The sequence below is a fragment of the uncultured Phycicoccus sp. genome, assembly GCF_947495705.1.
GTDB lineage: Bacteria > Actinomycetota > Actinomycetes > Actinomycetales > Dermatophilaceae > Phycicoccus.
In genome coordinates this window covers 256,365-270,099 of record NZ_CANLZR010000003.1, presented here as the reverse complement: position 1 = coordinate 270,099, position 13,735 = coordinate 256,365, and the positions used below count along the sequence as shown (strand labels likewise).

The 13,735-nt window shown below is 73.0% G+C and carries 14 protein-coding genes; 6 read left to right on the top strand and 8 right to left on the bottom strand.

Annotation, left to right across the window (positions count from 1 at the left end; translation table 11 throughout):
* Window positions 1-16: 16 nt before the first annotated feature.
* Window positions 17-4,372, bottom strand: a complete 4,356-nt coding sequence (locus tag Q0963_RS06440) for a hypothetical protein (RefSeq protein ID WP_299444374.1) — start codon at window positions 4,370-4,372, stop codon at window positions 17-19.
* Window positions 4,373-4,555: 183 nt separating this feature from the next.
* Between Q0963_RS06440 and Q0963_RS06435 the strand changes: the two genes are divergently transcribed.
* Window positions 4,556-5,209: a hypothetical protein gene (locus Q0963_RS06435; RefSeq protein WP_299444370.1), complete on the top strand. Its 654-nt coding sequence runs from the start codon at window positions 4,556-4,558 to the stop codon at window positions 5,207-5,209.
* Window positions 5,210-5,283: 74 nt separating this feature from the next.
* Here the strand turns inward: Q0963_RS06435 and Q0963_RS06430 are convergent, their stop codons facing one another.
* Together Q0963_RS06430 and Q0963_RS06425 are read right to left on the bottom strand one after the other, a co-directional pair.
* Window positions 5,284-6,549, bottom strand: coding sequence for a sorbosone dehydrogenase family protein (locus Q0963_RS06430; RefSeq protein WP_299444366.1), 1,266 nt, complete (start codon window positions 6,547-6,549; stop codon window positions 5,284-5,286).
* 78 nt (window positions 6,550-6,627) lie between these two features.
* Window positions 6,628-6,966 (bottom strand): MGMT family protein, encoded by a 339-nt coding sequence (locus Q0963_RS06425; protein ID WP_299444363.1) that lies wholly within the window; start codon window positions 6,964-6,966, stop codon window positions 6,628-6,630.
* Between the two features lie 120 nt (window positions 6,967-7,086).
* Here Q0963_RS06425 and Q0963_RS06420 point away from each other — a divergent pair, with 120 nt between their 5' ends.
* Window positions 7,087-7,368 (top strand): hypothetical protein, encoded by a 282-nt coding sequence (locus Q0963_RS06420; RefSeq protein WP_299444359.1) that lies wholly within the window; start codon window positions 7,087-7,089, stop codon window positions 7,366-7,368.
* 19 nt (window positions 7,369-7,387) lie between these two features.
* On the opposite strand, the gene Q0963_RS06415 is transcribed toward Q0963_RS06420, so the two are convergent.
* The 4 genes from Q0963_RS06415 to Q0963_RS06400 form a co-directional block, all read right to left on the bottom strand.
* Window positions 7,388-8,119, bottom strand: coding sequence for a cytochrome c biogenesis protein CcdA (locus Q0963_RS06415; protein ID WP_299444356.1), 732 nt, complete (start codon window positions 8,117-8,119; stop codon window positions 7,388-7,390).
* Between the two features lies 1 nt (window position 8,120).
* The gene (locus Q0963_RS06410; protein WP_299444353.1) at window positions 8,121-8,633 is read right to left on the bottom strand and encodes a thioredoxin family protein; all 513 of its coding nucleotides are present in this window, start codon (window positions 8,631-8,633) and stop codon (window positions 8,121-8,123) included.
* Window positions 8,634-8,729: 96 nt separating this feature from the next.
* On the bottom strand, window positions 8,730-9,752 hold the full coding sequence (locus Q0963_RS06405; RefSeq protein WP_299444350.1) for a sensor histidine kinase KdpD: 1,023 nt from the start codon (window positions 9,750-9,752) through the stop codon (window positions 8,730-8,732).
* The gene (locus Q0963_RS06400; RefSeq protein ID WP_299444347.1) at window positions 9,742-10,458 is read right to left on the bottom strand and encodes a response regulator transcription factor; all 717 of its coding nucleotides are present in this window, start codon (window positions 10,456-10,458) and stop codon (window positions 9,742-9,744) included. Before Q0963_RS06400 ends, Q0963_RS06405 begins: the two co-directional genes overlap by 11 nt.
* Before the next feature lie 215 nt (window positions 10,459-10,673).
* Here Q0963_RS06400 and Q0963_RS06395 point away from each other — a divergent pair, with 215 nt between their 5' ends.
* Genes Q0963_RS06395 through Q0963_RS06380 form a run of 4 tightly spaced genes read left to right on the top strand, consistent with a single transcriptional unit; the run spans window position 10,674 to window position 13,043 of the window.
* Entirely contained in the window at window positions 10,674-11,891 is a 1,218-nt protein-coding gene (locus Q0963_RS06395) for a pyridoxal phosphate-dependent aminotransferase (RefSeq protein ID WP_299444344.1), read from the top strand.
* Window positions 11,891-12,304 carry a CrcB family protein gene (locus tag Q0963_RS06390; RefSeq protein ID WP_299444340.1) on the top strand — a complete coding sequence of 138 codons (414 nt, stop codon included), beginning with the start codon at window positions 11,891-11,893 and terminating at the stop codon, window positions 12,302-12,304. Before Q0963_RS06395 ends, Q0963_RS06390 begins: the two co-directional genes overlap by 1 nt.
* Window positions 12,301-12,663, top strand: coding sequence for a CrcB family protein (locus tag Q0963_RS06385; RefSeq protein ID WP_299444337.1), 363 nt, complete (start codon window positions 12,301-12,303; stop codon window positions 12,661-12,663). Before Q0963_RS06390 ends, Q0963_RS06385 begins: the two co-directional genes overlap by 4 nt.
* 23 nt (window positions 12,664-12,686) lie before the next feature.
* A complete protein-coding gene (locus Q0963_RS06380) occupies window positions 12,687-13,043 on the top strand; it encodes a hypothetical protein (RefSeq protein ID WP_299444334.1) in 357 nt (118 codons plus the stop codon).
* An 11-nt stretch (window positions 13,044-13,054) separates the two neighbouring features.
* Here the strand turns inward: Q0963_RS06380 and Q0963_RS06375 are convergent, their stop codons facing one another.
* Window positions 13,055-13,711 carry a hypothetical protein gene (locus Q0963_RS06375; protein ID WP_299444332.1) on the bottom strand — a complete coding sequence of 219 codons (657 nt, stop codon included), beginning with the start codon at window positions 13,709-13,711 and terminating at the stop codon, window positions 13,055-13,057.
* Window positions 13,712-13,735: the final 24 nt, after the last annotated feature.

Below are 13,735 nucleotides of genomic sequence, written 5' to 3'. Positions count from 1 at the left end.
CCAGCCTTCCTACCCCTCAGCTGCTCCATGGACCATCCGCCGGCAGGTTGCGGTCGAGGCAGAAGTGCCCGCCCGGATTCTCGTCCGCGCCCTGGGTGGGGTCTGCAGCGCTGAGGTCCCACGGGTTCCCGGAACGGTCGGTCGCCGCCCCGCACGGACCGAACGGGTTGGGCCACAGGGGGTAGTCCTCGTTCGGGTCCGGAGAGGCGCTGAACTTCTGGAAGTCCCCTCGCCAGACCGGAGCCGACGACGACGTCGCCGCGCCGTCGAGGGTCGCCGCCTTACCGTCGACGTAGAAGTACTGGTCCGGCATGTGGCTGGCGCGGAGCAGCTGGCGCCCCGACACCTTCTGGATCGTGCCGTCGGCGCAGAAGTTCAGGCTCAGCTCCTGCCAGATCGGCGGGGCGAAGTTGAACGCCGAGTCCGCCCCCGGGATTCTGCCGGGGTCGAGGAAGGTGTTCTTGAAGTCGCGCATCGTGTCGACGAGCGCGTCAGGGGCCTTGCGGTTGGCATCGAGGGCCTCGACCCAGGTGTTGTACCGCTCGGCCGGGACGCCGTCCTGGGCGCCGAGGAACGGCCGGTACCCGAGCGACCCGCCCGCCGTGTACAGCGTGGCGACACACGATGCATTCGAACCGGAGGGCGCACCGGTGGAGTCGACAAGGGTCGGCTTCTTGCCCATGAAGGCGTAGGCCCGCCCTGGGAGGATCCCCGTTGCGATCGGGTCCCACGTCGTGCTCTGCCCGTAGTGGGTGTTGAGGTCTCGCGTGGTGTACGTCATGTTCGGCGGGGCGAGACCGTAGTCCGTCGACACTGCCGACACGAGCGAGCGCCAGAACTGCGGCAGATGCGTGTTCCCGGTCCGGTTCGAGTACTCGACCCACTCACTGCCGTCGATGATGTTGCCGCCACCGTCGACGATGTACGACGCGGTCGCCTTGGTCTTGATCTTGTACCGCTCGTCCGTGTCGAACCAGCTGGGCCGAGTCGATGACGTCGGACGGTCGGTGTACTTCTGCGCGAAACCGATCCAGGTCGCGATACTCGTGCCGTCCGGGTGCGCGGTCGGATCGGTACCGGCGGCGGTCACCTCGGCCTTCCACGCGGCGGCGGCCGCCTTCAGGCTGGTCCCCACGCAGTTCGTCGTCACGAGAACGCTGCACGACGCGGCGCCGGCGATGCCCGTCGACTTGGACATGCCCCAGTCGTACAGCTCCTGACGGCTTGACAGGAACCCCGCGAGCCACGACGACGGAGCCTTGGTGTCGATGTCCTGGTCCTCGTCGAAGACGGCCACCGACTCGACCGACTGCTCCTTGTAGGTCCCGGTCACCGGCACGAAGGCAACCGCGTCGACGGCGATGTCCTGGTCGCCGCTGCCGTCACTCGTGATCGAGGACAGGCTGACCTCGGGGTAGCCGTTGAACATGAACGCACCCAGGGAGACCCAGCGGTTGCCCGTGCCCGGCTGGACGACGGTGCGGGTCCGGTCGCCCTGCGCGGTCTTGACGACGTAGGTCGCTTGACGGGTATGAGCCCCGTGGTCCGGCAGCGCGACGAGCACCCGCATCGGCCCGTTGCGGGTCGAGTTCATCTTCCACTTCGCAGTGAAGCTGATCGGCCCACTGGTGCGGGTGTGGGTGAACCAGAAGTGACCGCCGAAGCCACCACCGATCTGATGGGTGTCGATCTTGCCGGGGTAGTCGCCCCGAGCATCCGCGGGGAACGTCAGCGAGAACGACCCGGCATCGGTCCAGGTCCGGGCGCAGTTCGGTCTGATCGAGGGGGTGCCGTCCGGCACGTCGTCGATGATCAGCGCACCGGCCGGGAGGCCGCTCGTCGAGCAGTTCGGGGCGTAGGACGTCGCGTCCTCCTGGTACGCGTAGCCCGGGCTGAAGCGGAGCAGTTCGTTGCCGCAACTGTACGAGCAGTCCGACTTCCAGGTCGTGGACCCGTGGTACCAGCACTTGAGGTCGTACTGTCCTGCGGCGTTCTTGTGGGCGCACGGCCCCGCGGGCTCGCCGATCACGTCGGGGTCGTTCGGGGTGTACTTCGCCCCGGGGACGCACGAGTTGCTGCTGTCGCAGAACTGGTTGACCGGCGGCTTGACGTTGGACCGGTTCTGCGGGCCGGTCGTGGCGTCCCCGTTCCACCAGGCCGCCCGGTACCCGGCGACCAGAGTCCCGGGGGATTCCAGGACCTCCACCGGGTGGCCGGCCCAGCCCATGACCTTCTCGGGGTAGGGCCAGTCCTGTGGGTGGGCGGCATCCGCGTATGTGAGGTCGAGGAACGGCGCCCGGTTCGCGGGGTAGCGCGGGTTCACCGGGTTGTTGAGCCAGCCCACCCCCCAGGCGCCGTCATTGGAGCCCGCCGACGACTGCGGGTAGAAGCCGGAGTTGTAGGCCCAGGCGGCGTAGAACCAGTTCTCGATCTTCGACGGGTCACCGTTGTTGATCGACATGCCCGCGCCGCGGGTCTGGTTCCACTTGTCCTGGAGGATGCGCAGGCCGGCCGCGACGTTGGCCGCGAAGTCGAGCGCTACGGCACGCTGGGTCTGGTAGGGCATCGCCGTCTCGCCGGGGCGCTCCTTGCCGGCGAGGCGCATCCCGTCGGTCACCTGGCCCACGCCGTAGCCGCAGTCAGCGTCGGCCCAGTTGATGGTCCAGTCGTTGCTCGAGTCACCGTCGTAGTAGTCGATCCCGTAGTAGTTGCCGATGATCGGGTTGGCGGTGACACCGGGCACCGCGAAGCGGGCCGCCTGCCACAGGTTGGACTCCTGCGCGAGGATGCCCAGGTACACCTGCGAGGGCACGTAGCCCCCGCCTGTCAGCGTCCGCGGCGGGAACAGCCCCTGAGGGGTGTACGCGGGCATCCCGAGGTTCTTCCAGTTCGACGGGCGCTGCACGGTCAGGACATTGCGGACCGCTTGGTTGACGGCCCACTCCACCTGACGGGGTTTGGGCTGCATCGCTTGGTTGCGGGGGTCGTTCCGTGGCACCGAGCAGTAGCGCTCGGACTCGACGAGCTCGGTCGGTGACCCCGCAAGCTGTGCGCCCGTGCGTGCGGTGCCGGTGCCGGCCGTCCCGGACGACGTGCTGGGGTCGGTCCCGCCCGTCGTCTCCGGGGTCATCGGCTCGGTCGCGAAGGTCAGGGCCGTACCTGACCTGGTGAGGCGCGCGGGGATGGCGACCGGGGTGTCGACCCCGGCGGCTCCCGCGGCCGGGCCGAGGGTGCGGGTGAGCGGGGTCTCGACGACCAGCGCCCCCGAGGTCGAGACCCGGGCGTCGGCGTCGGCGTCGACGACCCGGAGGCCGGAGGGAAGGGCGGCCGTGGCAGCTGCGTCGCCGAAGATGCTCACCGGACCCTGTGCGGACCCCGCCAGGCCGAGCGAGGTCAGGGGGCCGCGGGCAAGGGCACGCGGCCGGGCCACCCGGCGACCGGCGGCGATCTGCTCGTGGTCGAGGCGTCGCACCTCGGCCCGGTCACTACCTCGACGCTCGAGATAGGTCACCGACCCGTCGCGCCCGACGGTGAGGTCGTAGGCGACACCGGTGGTCGGCGCGAGGACGCGCCGGGCGCCCTTGTCGTCGAGACGCACCACGGCCCCGGAGTCAGCCGCGACGATGCCGTCCGGGGTCGGGACGGCGGAGGTCAGCTGACCTGGCACCTCGACCGGGGCAGATACCCGGTGGCTGCTCACGTCGACCGAGAAGATCCGGGTAGCGCCGTGCTCCTCACCGCCCTCCTGGGTCACGAGCACCTCGTCACCTGTCCCGCACGAGGGCGAGAAGTACGCCAGGCTCCCCCGCACCGGGAGCTTCGCCACCTCGCCCGTCCGCAGGTCGACAGTCGCCACGAAGGCACCCCGCTCGCTCAGCGGGGCCCGGTTCGTGAAGGTCCGGGGTGCGTAGGTGACAGCCAGGGTCCGCCCGTCCCCGGTGAGACAGGCGTTGCCGATCCACGCGTCCGCCTCGAGACCGGGCTCGGAGAGCGTGGTGGCCGTTCGCCACGTGTAGCCGTCGTCCGCGTCGGCGACGAGGACGTGCAGGCCCGCTGCGTCACCGGTGGTGGTCCAGGCCCGGTCGGTCGACCGCTCCCATCCACTGCCCAGCAGCCGGTCCCGTTCGGCACGAGGGACTGCGGTGACACCCTTGGCGGGCAGCTCGGGACGGTCAGCGGTGCCGGGCCCATTCCGGGCGGCCGCACCACCCTTGGCCGCCACCTGGCGCAGGGCGCTCGCGTCGACGGGTGCCGGGACGTCGGTGAACGGTGACGGGCGCTCGGCGGCCCCGGAGGTCGAGGTCACCGCCCCGAGGAGGACGGTGATCGTCGCGAGGACACCGACGCTGCGGCGGAGCGTAACTGCTGGCATGGCCTGGTCTTCTCTGCTGGTGGGAGGCCAACCCGAGCGGCAGCCCCCTCGCTGGCCCAGGACGCTAGGGGCGCATGGAACGACCGACCGCAGTGCGCGGGTGCGCCGCATAACCGCGGCCGCCATCGGCATAACGCCGTCGTGGGTCACGTGACGGACAGACCGGGCTCCCCTGCGGGAATGATGGGGCGCGTGAGGGAGCGTCGGAGGTTCCGTGGACGGATCGCCGGGGTCGGCTCGACGTCCGGGGTGCGGGTCGTGGTCGGCTGGTGGCACGAGTCCCCGTTCGGCGGGTTCGCCGACGCGATGGTCGAGCGGGCGGACGGGCACCGGGTGCTGCTGGCACCGACCGCCGAGGTCGCCGACCTGGTGTCGACCACCTACACCTTCGACGAGGTGCGGATCGAGCCCGTCGAGGTGCACGCGGCCGCGGCTGACGGCGACGGGTGGGCTCGCTCGTGGGTGGTGTCGGCGCCGTCGCTCTCGCTGCGGGTCGAGGTCGGCGGTCGGACGGCCCTGGGCCGCGTGCTGCGACTCGTCCCGGCACCGGTGGCGACGAGCCCGGCGTTCGCGACGCTCGCGGACCCCGTGGCGCGCGTGGTCCTGCGCGGGGTGCGGACGCGTGGTGTCGCCCGGGCCGGCCGCCGCGAGTACTACGGGGCGACGGACATGCGGGCGGTCACCTCGGTGGCGGGCACCTTCGACGGGACGGACCTCGGCCACCTGGCGCCGGTGGACCCGCCGTGCCGGTTCGGCTTCTCGTCCACCCCGCGCCGGCCCGCGGTGACGAACGTGACGACGACGATCGTCGAGGTGGAGGCGGACCAGTCGAGATGAGGTGACACGCAGGGGCACGCGCTCGCGGGTCGGCGTGTCACCTCATCTCGACCCGAGTCACCCGGCGGCGCCGCTCACGTGCGCGGGGTGATCCGCAGCAGCTTGTCGTCCTCGCCGTTCGTCGTCGTCACGTACAGCGCACCGTCCGGGCCGAGCCGCGCCGCACGCAGCCGCCCGTAGGGGCCGTTCGTCTCCTCCGGCACCGACACCTCGGCGACACCGCCGTCGTCGTCGAGGGCCAGGACCAGCAGCTTGGCGCCCTTGAGCGCCGTCACGACGAGCGCACCGTCCAGCGCCCCCCACTGCTCGCCCTCGAGGAACTCCGCAGCGCACACCGCCTGCGTCGTCCGCCCCGACTGCCAGACGGCCTGCACGGCGTCGGGGTACCGGTCGGTGTCGGTCATCGGGACGCCCTCGTCGTAGCCGCCGACGGTGCCGCCCTGGGCCGGGTCCCACCCGTAGTTCGCCCCGGCCTCGATGAGGTTGACCTCGTCGTTGTTCGACGGCCCGTGCTCCGCGGTGTAGATGCGGCCCGTCCCCGGCTGGAGGGCGACGCCCTGGATGTTGCGGTGCCCGTAGCTGAGGACGTACCGCTCGTTCGGGTCGTCGCTGTCGATGAACGGGTTGTCGGGCAGCGGGTCCCCGGTGCGCAGGTCGAGCCGCAGCGTCTTGCCGCCGAGGCTCGTGCGGTCCTGCGGGACGGACCCGACGGCGGTGTCCCCGGTGCCGACGACGAGGGCACCGTCGGCGTCGATCTCGGGGCGGCAGCCCGAGTGCCTCCCGGTCGAGAGCGGCAGCCCGTCGAGCAGGGTCCGGACCCGCTCGGCCGACGCCGCGTTGCCGGCGAGCCGCCACGTGACGAGCCGGATGTCGACCGGCGCCCCGCCCTCCTGGTGAGTTTGGCAGGTCGTGAACTCACGCGAGGACTCGAAGTCGGGGTGGACGACCATGCCGAGCAGCCCGCCCTCACCCCGGACGTAGACGTCGTCCAGGTCGACGTCCAGGCGGGCGACCTCGGCACCTGCGCGCAGGGACGACACGAGCGAGATCCGGGCCGGGCGCTCGGTGACGAGCGCCGAGCCGTCCGGCAGGAACCCGATGTCCCAGCCGTGCTCGAACTGGTCCGAGACCACCTCGACGTCGAGCGCCGGCACGACCGTGCTGCGCGGCGCGGGGCTGGGGGTCGCGGCGGCGGTGCTCGTGCCGGTCGTCGGCCGGGCCGGCACCTCGCCGAAGCCGTCGTCGTCCGCGGACGAGCAGGCGGCGGTCAGGACGAGCGCGAGGCCGGCGAGGGCGGCCGCGGCGCGAGCGGGGACATGGTCGGGGCGCGCGGGTCGCATACCCGAGTCTCACACCCCGGCCCGCCGCCCGGCACCCCTGGGCGTCAGTGCGTGGACCCGGTGTCGAGGCGCGGGGCGTCAGGGTTCCAGGTCGACCGTGGCTCGGTGGTAGGCGTCCCCGAGGGCGGCGAGGTCGGCGCGGTAGTCGGCGATCCGGCAGCCGAGTCCGTTCGGCTTGACGAGGATCCCCTCGTCCGCCCAGCGCAGCCGGGCCGCCTCACGCAACGGCGCGGGCAGGTCGCCGGCCGCGTTCGTGACGCGCCACCAGGTGACGTTGCCGCCGTACACCCTCATGATCGAGCCGACCTGTCGCGGACCGATCCCCACGAGAGCCGCCAGGTCGCCGTACGACACGACGCGCCCCCGCGGCACCTGCTCCACGGCCCGGAGCACCCGCTCCACGACGACGTCGTCCACGGCCCCGAGTGTGCCCGACCGGGGGGGACCCGGCACGAACTCCCCGGCCGTGCCGCCGCGGGCCCTATCCTCCAGGGAGGACCCCCCCCCCAGGACGGGGCCCGGAAGGTGGTGGCTGTCATGTCTGCACCTCGAGCGCTCGCCGTCGTCGGCCTGCTCGTCCTCGGACTCCTCGCGCTGCCGCTGCTCGCAGCGGTCTTCGACGGGGAGGGCACCGAGAACCTCATCATCCCGCTCGACCTCGTCGTGATGGCCGCCGTCGGGGCGTTCGTCTGGCAGGCGCTGCCGTCGGCGCCCCCGGGCCCGCGGACCCTCGTCGTCGGCGCCGGTGTCGGGGTCGTCGCTGCGCTGTTCGGGATGCTCGTCTTCTTCTTCCTGCTCAGCGGCTTCGGCGGAGCCTGACCCCCCGCGGCGGGCACGCTCAGCGTCCGATCTCGGACCCGATCTCCCACGGCGCGACGGGTGAGTGCTCGAGCAGCCACGCCTCGAGCTCGAGCATGAGCCCGGTGGCGATGAGGACGCCCACCACGACGAACAGCACCCCGAGCCCGCGCCGCAGCGGCGAGTGGGGGTCCGCGGCCCAGCGCAGCCGCCCGACGACCCGCTGGCCGCCGAGGGCGACGGCCATGAGCACGCCGACGAGCCCCGCGACGTACGCCGTGAGCAGGGCCAGCCCGCGCCCCGGCTCGGCCGGCAGCACGGTCACGACGACGTAGCCGTACAGCGGGCTGCACGAGGTGAAGACGGGGCCCAGGGCCGCCCCGGTGAGGACGGCCCCGAGGGAGCCACCCCGCCGGTGCGCGGCCGAGAGACCCCGGGCGCTCCCTGAGGACAGCCCCGACGCCACCGAGACCCGGTCCCACAACTCGGGCACCGCCTGGGTGAGGCCCAGGACGACGAGCAGACCCCCGCTCAGCCACTGCCACACCGACGGTGACACGCCGATGAGGGCCGTCGTCGCCCGCAGGAGCAGCGTGAAGGCGAAGACGGAGACCCCGAGCGAAGTCACGACGAGAACGGCGCGGCGGGCGGCCCCGCCGCCGGGGCCGCCCGCGACGGACCCGCCGACGACCACTGGCAGCAGCGAGAGCGCGCAGGGGGCGAGGGTGGTCAGGGCTCCGGCGAGCAGCGCCCCGCCGAGCGCGACGAGCACCTCAGACCGTCTCGGCGAGGATCGCCGCGCCGTCCGGGCTGCCGGTCCAGATGCCGAGGCGCTCGCCATCCGGCCCGACCTGGACGAACGTGTGCTGGGTGGTGACGCCGTAGCGCTGGCGCAGCTCGGTGTCGCTGTCGTAGTCCGCCTTGACGAGGGTCAGCCCGGCCGGCACCCCGGTCTCCGCGATCGCCTTCTCCGTCGCACGGCAGCTCGAGCACCACGACGCGTGGAAGAAGTACACGACCTTGCTGCCCTCGTAGGCTGCGGGGTCGGCCTCGTACTCGGCGCGCGTCACGTAGGCACCGTCGGCCGGCGCCGAGCTCTCGGCGGTCGCCCCCGCCGACGACTCCGCCGACGACGACTCCGCCGGCGACGACGTGGAGACACCCGCCGACGGACCATCGGACGCCGCCGGTGTGGGGTCACTCGTCGCCGTGCCGGTCCCGCAGGCCGCGAGGGTGAGGGCGGCGGCCAGGGAGGCGACGGCGAGGGCCATCGGGCGAGTGCGCATCGGCAGCTCCTTCGTGGGGGAGCCTCCAGTGCACCCCACGGGCGGGCGCCGATCCAGCCGGCGGGTGCGGCCGTGATCTCCGGGTAAGGACTGCGCTCAGGCGTGGGCCGGCGGGAGAACGCGCCGCGGCACCTCGAGCCGGACGACGCAGCCCGTGCCGTCGGGCAGGTTGGCCGCGGTCGCGTCGCCGCCGTGGGCCCGGGCCACCTCGCGCGAGATCGTCAGCCCCAGCCCCATCCCCCGGTCGTGCCGGGACGGGTCCCCGCGCCAGCCCGGCTCGAAGACCCGGTCGAGCGCGGCTTCCGGCAGGCCTCCGCAGCCGTCCACGACCTCCACGACGACCGAGCCGCCCCGGTGGGCGGTGCCGACATGCACACGGCCCCCCTCCGGCGTGTGTTGCAGCGCGTTGCGCACGACGTTGGACACCGCGCGGGTCAGGGCCCGGGCCTCGCCGAGGACCGTCGCGCCCGCGAGCTCGCCCGCGACGAGCGCGACCCCGGCGGCGTCCGCGAGCGGCATCACCCCGGCCACGGCGTCCGAGACGACGTCGTCGAGGTCCACCGGCTCGCGGAGCACCTCGGGCGAGCCCTGGAGCCGCGACAGCTCGGCGATGTCGTCGACCATGCCGTCCATCCGGTCGACCTCGTGGACGATGCGGCCGTAGGCGTGGGCCGGGTCGGCGACGGCGCCGTCCTCGAGCGACTCGGCGAGCGCCCGGATGCCCGCGAGCGGGGTGCGCAGGTCGTGCGAGAGCCACCGGATGGTCTCGCGTCGGGACGCCTCGACCTCGCGGTCTCGTTCGCGGGCGGCCCGGTCGTGCGCGGCGCTCTCCTCGAGGCGGCGGACCCGCCGCGCGAGCACCAGCCCGACGCCGATCGCGACGGGCATCCCGGCCAGCAGCACGACGACGAGGGTCTTCTGGTCGTCCTCCGCGATGAGCATCGCGCCGCTCGCGGTACCGACCCCGGCCGCCAGTGCGGCCACGACGACGAGCGGAGCGCCGAGTGCGGCGATGTGCGCCCGGTCGCGCGAGACCCGGGCGAGCAGCACCGAGCCCAGCGCCCCGACCGCCGCCGTGACGAGGACGCAGATGACGACGGCGCCCAGCTCAGCGCCCATCGACGTGCCCTGTCGCGTCGGCGGGTGAGGCGTCCCACCGGTAGCCCCGCCCGAAGACGGTCGCGAGGCGCGTGGGGTCGCCCGGGTCGTCCTCGACCTTCTCGCGGACCCGCCGGACGTGGACGGTGACGGTGGAGGCATCGCCGACGTCCCAGCCCCACACCTCGCGCATCAGCTCGTCGCGGGACCACACGACGCCGGGGTGCTGGACGAGCCAGGCGAGCAGGTCGAGCTCGCGGGCGGTCATCGGCACCGGCTCCCCGGCGCGGGTCACGGTGCGGGCCCCGAGGTCCACGACGAGGTCGCCGTCCCGCAGGACGTCGGTGACCTCGGGCGCCGGGCCGCTCGTGCGGCGCAGCACCGAGCGGACCCGCAGCTCGAGCTCGCGGAGGCTGAAGGGCTTGGTCACGTAGTCGTCGGCCCCGTGCTGCAGGCCCTGGACCCGCTCGTGCTCCTGGCCCCGGGCGGTGACCATGATGAGCGGCAGGTCGCGGCGCATCGACCGCAGCCGACGCGTCACCTCGAACCCGCCGAGCCCGGGCAGCATGAGGTCGAGGAGCACGAGATCGGCCGGAGTGCGGGTGTAGGCCTCGATCGCGGCCTCGCCGTCGCCCACGGCCTCGACGTCGTGCCCGGCTCGCGCGAGGTACGCGGCGACGGCCTCACGCACCGTCGCGTCGTCCTCGACGACCAGGATGCGCACCACCCGCCCAGGCTAGGGCGCCGACCCGCCCGGGGTGCCCATCCCGCGGCACCCGGTAATCCCCCCACAACCCCTCCGCGCTTCCCGACTTTTAATGCTCCGGTCCGCGGGACACCCCGTCGGAGCGGGGTGTCGCGCGGACGCCGGCATGAAAAGTCGGGAAAGCAGGGGGGTGGACGGGGCGGGCGGGGGCGGGGGCGGGCTGGAACACTGGACCCATGCGCCGGATCGTCCAGAGCAAGAAGCTCCAGCACGTCCGTTACGACGTGCGGGGCCCGATCCTCGTCGAGGCCCACCGGCTCGAGGCCGAGGGCCACAAGATCCTCAAGCTCAACATCGGCAACACGGCGCCGTTCGGGTTCGAGGCGCCGGAGTCGATCGTCGCCGACATCGTGCACAACCTGCCCGACAGCCAGGGCTACGCCGACTCCAAGGGCATCTACTCGGCCCGCACCGCCGTGGCGCAGTACTACCAGTCCCGCGGGCTCCGGGAGACCAGCGTCGAGGACGTCTTCATCGGCAACGGGGTCTCCGAGCTCATCACGATGGTGCTCCAGGCGTTCATCGACGACGGCAACGAGGTGCTCGTCCCCGCGCCCGACTACCCGCTGTGGACCGGCGCGGTGTCGCTGTCCGGCGGGACCCCGGTGCACTACCGGTGCGACGAGGCCGACGGGTGGAACCCCGACCTCGCGGACATCGAGGCCAAGATCACCGAGAACACCCACGCGCTCGTCATCATCAACCCGAACAACCCCACCGGCGCCGTGTACTCCGAGGAGACGGTGCGTGCCCTCGTCGACATCGCCCGGCGTCACCAGCTCGTCGTCATGGCCGACGAGATCTACGAGAAGATCCTCTTCGACGACGCCGTCCACCACCACGCGGCGACGTTCGCCGGCGAGGACGTCCTCTGCCTCACCTTCAGCGGCCTGTCGAAGGCGTACCGGGTGTGTGGGTACCGCGCGGGCTGGGTGATGATCAGCGGGCCCCAGCACCTCGCCGAGGACTTCCTCGAGGGGCTGACGCTGCTGGCGAACATGCGGATGTGCGCCAACGTCCCGGCCCAGCACGCCATCCAGACCGCGCTCGGCGGCTACCAGTCGGTGACCGAGCTCATCGGTCCCGGTGGCCGCTTCCGCGAGCAGAGCAAGCTCGCGTCCCGGCTCCTCAACGACATCCCCGGGGTCTCGTGCGTCGAGCCGCGCGGGGCGCTCTACTGCTTCCCGCGGCTCGACCCCGAGGTGTACCCGATCGAGTCCGACGAGGCGTTCGTCCTCGACCTGCTGCGGGCGAAGAAGATCCTCGTGACCCACGGGACCGGCTTCAACTGGTTCGAACCCGACCACTTCCGCCTCGTCACCCTCCCCGACGAGGAGACGCTCACCGAGGCGATCGGCCGGATCGCCGAGTTCCTCGAGACGATCCGGGACTGATGCCGCCGACGGGTCCGACGCGGCCGGACTCCCGAGTCCTGGCCTCCGTCGCGGTCGGCGGCGCGGTGGGGTCGCTCGGGCGATGGGCGGTGGGTCTCGGCCTCCCCCACCGCGCCGGTGAGGTGCCGTGGGGCACGTTCGCCGTCAACGTCTCGGGAGCGTTCGCGATGGGCCTGCTCGTCACGTACCTCGTCGACCGGCCGGGCACCCACCGGCTCGCACGCCCCGTCGTCGGAGTGGGCCTGCTCGGGGGGTGGACCACGTACTCGGCCCTCGCGGTCGAGACGGTGGGCCTCGGGGCCGGCCATCACGTCCAGGTCGCCCTCCTCTACGTCGCCGGGACCTTCCTCGTCGGGGTGCTGGCGGTCGCCGCGGGCCTCCGCCTCGGCCGCACGGTCTGGCCCGGTCCATGACCGGCACGGACGCGCTGCTCGTGGCGCTCGGGGCAGCCGTGGGCGCCCCCGCCAGGATGCTCGTCGGCCACTGGGTTCGTGACCGCTTCGGCACCACCGCTGCGGCAGGCACCCTCGCCGTCAACGTCCTCGGCTCGCTCGCCCTCGGGGCGCTCGTCGGGGCCGGGGTGGGCGCGGGATGGGTCGCCCTGCTCGGGATCGGCTTCTGCGGCGCCTTCACGACGTTCTCGAGCCTCGCCCTCGAGGTGTGGGAGGCGATGGCGGACGGCCGCCGCGTCGAGGCGACGGCCGTGGTCGCGTCCTCGCTCGTCCTCGGGATCGGCGCCGCGGCCCTCGGCTGGTCGATGGTCCGCCCGTAGCCCGGCCCGTATGCTCTTGCCCCATGCGTCGCCGCGAGCCGGGGCCCGCCCCCGACGTCTTCGAGGCCTTCGCCGACCGCGTGGACGTCCCCGAGGAGCGCCGCAGGGCCATCCCGCCGGTGCGCGCGCTCGCGCGCTCGGCCGGCCTCACCCTCGGCCTCATGCTGCTGACGAGCCTCGGGTTCATCGGTGGTGCGTGGCTCGCGGCCCAGCGCACCCCCGACCTCGCGTACACGACCGTCATCTGGGAGGGCGTCGTGGTCCTCGCGTGGTGCGTGCTCTGGGGCCTGCTCGCCGGGGCCTCCGCCCTCGCCGTCGGTGTCGTCGCCGTGGCCCTGCCGTGGGTCCGGCGCCAGCGAGCCGGCCAGCGGCCGTCCTGAGCCGGACTCGGTCAGTCCGCGGGCCGGGCCACCTCGACCTCGATCCCGTAGGACCAGCCCGCGTTGAGCGGCAGCGAGTCGCCGCTCCAGAACCGGCCCGGGTCGTACCAGTTCGTCGGCACGTCGGGGCGCAGGATGCCCATCTCCTCGAGCGTGGCCGCGACGACCTCGGCGCAGTAGGCGTCCTCGGGGCGCAGGGCCTTGCGTTCCCGGGCCCGACGGGTGACATGGGCGTCACGGCCGCGCAGCCACCGCAGGCCGAGTCGCAGCGTCGAGGGGAACGAGACGCCGTCGAGCCGGGCGATCGTGCGCAGCGCGGCATCCTCCTGCTCGGGCCCGGCGCCCGGGTCGAGCTGACGGAGCCAGGCCTGCTGGCCGTAGCGGACCTGCCACGTGCGCACGGCCTCGCCGAGGTCGTGCAGCTGAACCCCGCGGTGGTGGTCGCCGGTCCAGTGGTCGCGCAGCGAGCGGCCGAGCTCGGCGTGCCACATGAGCGGGGGCAGGTCGTCGACGACCAGTGCCATCCCGACATGGTTGACCGGGGCGTTGCTGGCCGTCTGGATGAGCCGGTCGGCGACGGTGCCGCCGCGGAAGATCCACAGGTCGCCGGTCCGGGTCGCCGCGACGGCCTCGTCGAACGGGACGGCCTGGGTGCCGGTGCGCGCCATGACCCCAGTGTGCCCGGCGGCCCT

What these genes read in the sequence shown, in the direction of transcription:
- Q0963_RS06440 (WP_299444374.1), bottom strand. Translation starts at nt 4,372, where the DNA reads ATGCCAGCAGTTACGCTCCGCCGCAGCGTCGGTGTCCTCGCGACGATC.
- Q0963_RS06435 (WP_299444370.1), top strand. Translation starts at nt 4,556, where the DNA reads ATGGGGCGCGTGAGGGAGCGTCGGAGGTTCCGTGGACGGATCGCCGGG.
- Q0963_RS06430 (WP_299444366.1), bottom strand. Translation starts at nt 6,549, where the DNA reads ATGCGACCCGCGCGCCCCGACCATGTCCCCGCTCGCGCCGCGGCCGCC.
- Q0963_RS06420 (WP_299444359.1), top strand. Translation starts at nt 7,087, where the DNA reads ATGTCTGCACCTCGAGCGCTCGCCGTCGTCGGCCTGCTCGTCCTCGGA.
- Q0963_RS06410 (WP_299444353.1), bottom strand. Translation starts at nt 8,633, where the DNA reads ATGCGCACTCGCCCGATGGCCCTCGCCGTCGCCTCCCTGGCCGCCGCC.
- Q0963_RS06405 (WP_299444350.1), bottom strand. Translation starts at nt 9,752, where the DNA reads ATGGGCGCTGAGCTGGGCGCCGTCGTCATCTGCGTCCTCGTCACGGCG.
- Q0963_RS06395 (WP_299444344.1), top strand. Translation starts at nt 10,674, where the DNA reads ATGCGCCGGATCGTCCAGAGCAAGAAGCTCCAGCACGTCCGTTACGAC.
- Q0963_RS06390 (WP_299444340.1), top strand. Translation starts at nt 11,891, where the DNA reads ATGCCGCCGACGGGTCCGACGCGGCCGGACTCCCGAGTCCTGGCCTCC.
- Q0963_RS06385 (WP_299444337.1), top strand. Translation starts at nt 12,301, where the DNA reads ATGACCGGCACGGACGCGCTGCTCGTGGCGCTCGGGGCAGCCGTGGGC.
- Q0963_RS06380 (WP_299444334.1), top strand. Translation starts at nt 12,687, where the DNA reads ATGCGTCGCCGCGAGCCGGGGCCCGCCCCCGACGTCTTCGAGGCCTTC.
- Q0963_RS06375 (WP_299444332.1), bottom strand. Translation starts at nt 13,711, where the DNA reads ATGGCGCGCACCGGCACCCAGGCCGTCCCGTTCGACGAGGCCGTCGCG.